We start from the raw sequence: 3,958 nt of genomic DNA on the forward strand, positions 1-3,958 counted from the left end.
TGCCGTCAACCTCTAATTACGCGTTTCTATCAATAACGCCGGAAAACTGCGCATTCCCCTCTATATAGGAGAGCAAAACCAGCCCTGCTATATAGAAGGAATGCTCAGAGCACTCCAGACGCCTTGAACCCAGCAACGACTCCGGCATCCAGACCCAACACCCGCTGCAGAACCTCCAGCGTGTGTTCACCCAACATAGGAGGCGCACTACGGTACTCCACCGGAGTCTCGGACAGACGTATCGGGCTCGCAACCTGCGGCACCATCCCGGCCAAAGCATGAGGCAGCTCAATGGCCAACCCCCGCGCCTGAACCTGAGGATCGGCAAACATCTGAGCCAGATCATTGATCGGTCCGCATGGCACGCCTGCCTGCTCCAGCTGCGCCACCCACTCAGCAGTAGTCTTGAACACGGTCGCCTGGCGAATCAGCGGAATCAATGCTGCTCGGTTAGCCACCCGCAATTTGTTGGTCGCAAAACGTGGATCATCCGCCCACTGCGGCTGACCAGCCACCTGCGCAAACTTGCGGAACTGCCCATCGTTACCCACGGTGAGGATGAAGTCGCCATCGGCTGTAGGAAAGTCCTGATAAGGCACGATATTCGGGTGAGCGTTGCCCAGGCGTTTAGGCGCAACGCCTGTAGTCAGGTAGTTCATCGCCTGATTGGCCAGACAAGCCACCTGAACATCCAGCAATGCCATGTCTATATGCTGACCGCCACCACCCTGATCCCTATGAGCCAAGGCCGCCAGGATCGCTACCGCTGAATAGAGCCCGGTCAAAATGTCTGTCAGCGCCACACCGACTTTCACCGGTCCTGCCCCCTCATCTCCTTCGGGACGGCCAGTCAAACTCATCAGACCGCCCAAGCCCTGGATCATGAAGTCATAGCCCGCACGCTTGGCATACGGACCTGTCTGACCGAAGCCGGTGATCGAGCAATAGATCAGCTTCGGATTAATCGCCTTGAGCGACTCATAGTCCAGTCCATAAGTCGCCAGACCACCGACCTTGAAGTTTTCAATGAGGATGTCCGACTTCGCCGCCAGCTCACGCACGAGCTGCTGCCCCTCTGGCCGCGTGAAGTCGATGGTCACTGATTGCTTGTTGCGGTTGGCGGCCAAGTAATAGGCCGCCTCGCTGGTGTTCTCGCCATAGGCGTCTTTAAGGAACGGTGGCCCCCAGGCGCGCGTATCATCGCCATTGCCCGGGCGCTCGACCTTGATGACTTCGGCGCCAAGGTCCGCCAGGATCTGCCCGGCCCAAGGCCCGGCAAGCACCCGCGATAAATCCAGTACCCGTAGATGCGAAAGCGCGCCCATGACCGTTCTCCTATTAATAGAACGCCTGGATGCCGGTCTGCGCGCGACCGAGGATCAGCGCATGGACGTCATGCGTACCTTCATAGGTATTCACCACTTCCAGGTTGACCAGGTGCCGAGCGACACCGAACTCATCGGAGATGCCGTTACCACCCAGCATGTCGCGCGCCATGCGGGCGATATCGAGGGATTTGCCACAGGAGTTGCGCTTCATCATCGAAGTAATCTCGACGGCAGCAGTGCCTTCATCCTTCATACGACCCAGACGCAGGCAGCCTTGCAGCGCCATGGTGATTTCGGTCTGCATATCAGCCAGCTTCTTCTGAATCAACTGTGTAGCCGCCAATGGACGACCAAACTGCTTACGATCCAGGGTGTACTGGCGAGCGGTGTGCCAGCAGAACTCGGCAGCGCCCAGTGCGCCCCAGGAGATGCCATAGCGTGCGGAGTTTAAGCAGGTAAAAGGACCTTTCAAGCCACGGACATCCGGGAAGATGTTCTCTTCAGGGACAAACACGTTGTCCATGACGATTTCGCCGGTGATGGATGCACGCAGGCCGACCTTGCCGTGAATCGCCGGAGCACTCAGGCCTTTCCAGCCCTTCTCCAGAACAAAGCCACGAATGTCGCCCGCGTCGTCCTTGCCCCAAACCACGAACACATCGGCGATCGGGCTGTTGGTGATCCACATTTTGCTGCCGGTGAGGCTGTAGCCGCCTTCCACTTTGCGCGCACGAGTAATCATCGCGCCCGGGTCGGAACCGTGGTCAGGCTCGGTCAGACCGAAGCAACCGATCCATTCACCCGAGGCCAGCTTTGGCAGGTATTTCTGCTTCTGTGCTTCGGTACCGAATTCGTTGATTGGCACCATGACCAGCGACGACTGCACGCTCATCATCGAGCGATAGCCGGAGTCGACACGCTCGACCTCACGGGCAATCAGACCGTAGCTGACGTAATTCAGGCCGCTGCCACCGTATTGCTCAGGAATGGTCGCACCCAACAGACCCACTTCACCCATCTCGCGGAAGATCGCCGGGTCGGTCTTCTCATGACGGAAAGCCTCGAGAACGCGCGGCGCGAGTTTCTGCTGAGCGAATTGCTGAGCGGTGTCGCGAATCATGCGTTCTTCTTCAGTGAGCTGTTGATCCAGCAGCAGGGGATCGATCCAGTTGAAGCTAGCTTTACCGCCCATGAGTGAGTCCTCTCGAATCGGGTCAAATAACGTGGAGTGATCCTAGGCCGGGTTCGGCTTCACGACAAACGAGGATTTTGCATACTGTTGTGCTAATTTCTCACTCCGTAACGTCGCAAAAATAGCCTATATACGATGTATTAGTGAGGTTGGCGTACATGCGCAGGAAGATCCCCAGTACAACCGCCCTGATCAGTTTTGAAGCTGCAGCACGCCACGAGAGCTTTACCAAGGCCGCTCAGGAACTTTCCCTCACGCAGGGAGCGATTTGCCGACAGATCGCCAGCCTTGAGGAGTTCCTCAGCGTCGAACTGTTCCGACGCTCGCGGCGCGGAGTGAAGCTGACGGAGGCCGGGCTTTCCTACAGCCGCCGAGTGGCCACCCAACTCGACGCGGTTGAACGCGACACTTTGTCAGTGATGGGCCAGCAAGGCGCCAACATGATCGAACTGGCGGTAGTGCCAACCTTCGGCACTCAGTGGCTGCTGCCTCGACTCAAGGATTTTCAGCACAAACACCCGGAAGTGACGGTCAACCTCACCAATCGCACGCGCCCCTTCCTGTTTGCCGACACCGACTTCGACGCCGCGATCTATTTCGGCGACGCCGACTGGCCGGGTACCGAATCCCACAGGCTAATGGGCGAAAATCCGATGCCGGTGTGCAGCCCCACGTTACTGGGCAAAAAAACCAACCTGAGCCCCAGTGAAATCGCCGAACTGCCCCTGCTACAGCAGACCACACGCCCTTATGCCTGGCGCCAGTGGTTCAACTCTCAAAACCTGAATATCCCGCGAGACATGACAGGGCCGCGTTACGAGCTATTCTCCATGCTTGCTCAAGCTGCAATGCACGATATGGGGATCGCGCTGATTCCACCGTTCTTGATTCAGCGCGAATTGACAGAGAAGCGTCTGGTGATTGCCAACACCCAGGCACTATCGAGCATTAAGGCCTACTACCTGATGATTCCCGAGCGAAAGGTCGAATCTGCCTCGTTGAGGGCATTTCGTGATTGGCTGGTGAATCAGGCACAAAGCTACAGCCTAGAAGGATAAAGGCTCATACTTATTAGCTGACCCCGTAGTCAGGAATGCAAAAGCACTACAGATATAAGTATTTGTCGCATATTGGCAGACTGTACTGAGGAGTAGCACAAACGTCCTACAAAGGCCTGAATACGTGGCCTTGAGCCTCTATTGGCAGGCAATGACGCCTCATTCACCGTGCCGATGTGTAAATTCTTGAATTTTGGACAGAATCCTCACAAGCCACGGTCTGCAAGGGATTGCACCGATCAGTGCGACATTCGGTCACGGGGTGACTTGTAGTTAATTTTCCGTCACCCGTCATAATCCCTTGAAGGGCACAAAGTTCGCCTGCAAAATGCCGCGCCCCGCCCTGATTTGGCGGGATCGTGCTGATCGGCCGCCCCAGC

General features: G+C 56.9%; 3 protein-coding genes. 1 reads left to right on the forward strand and 2 read right to left on the reverse strand.

The window, feature by feature from the left end; all coding sequences use genetic code 11:
• Positions 1–104 precede the first annotated feature (104 nt).
• Positions 105–1,325 carry a CaiB/BaiF CoA transferase family protein gene (locus tag PMI18_RS22885; protein ID WP_007897012.1) on the reverse strand — a complete coding sequence of 407 codons (1,221 nt, stop codon included), beginning with the start codon at positions 1,323–1,325 and terminating at the stop codon, positions 105–107.
• 13 nt (positions 1,326–1,338) lie between these two features.
• Complete coding sequence (locus PMI18_RS22880; RefSeq protein ID WP_007897013.1) at positions 1,339–2,520, reverse strand: acyl-CoA dehydrogenase; 1,182 nt, start codon at positions 2,518–2,520, stop codon at positions 1,339–1,341.
• 158 nt (positions 2,521–2,678) lie between these two features.
• On the opposite strand from PMI18_RS22880, the gene PMI18_RS22875 reads away from it, so the two are divergent.
• Entirely contained in the window at positions 2,679–3,578 is a 900-nt protein-coding gene (locus tag PMI18_RS22875) for a LysR family transcriptional regulator (RefSeq protein ID WP_007897014.1), read from the forward strand.
• Positions 3,579–3,958 lie beyond the last annotated feature (380 nt).

This window comes from Pseudomonas sp. GM102, from assembly GCF_000282555.1.
Lineage (GTDB): Bacteria > Pseudomonadota > Gammaproteobacteria > Pseudomonadales > Pseudomonadaceae > Aquipseudomonas.

What these genes read in the sequence shown, in the direction of transcription:
- PMI18_RS22885 (WP_007897012.1), bottom strand. Translation starts at nt 1,325, where the DNA reads ATGGGCGCGCTTTCGCATCTACGGGTACTGGATTTATCGCGGGTGCTT.
- PMI18_RS22880 (WP_007897013.1), bottom strand. Translation starts at nt 2,520, where the DNA reads ATGGGCGGTAAAGCTAGCTTCAACTGGATCGATCCCCTGCTGCTGGAT.
- PMI18_RS22875 (WP_007897014.1), top strand. Translation starts at nt 2,679, where the DNA reads ATGCGCAGGAAGATCCCCAGTACAACCGCCCTGATCAGTTTTGAAGCT.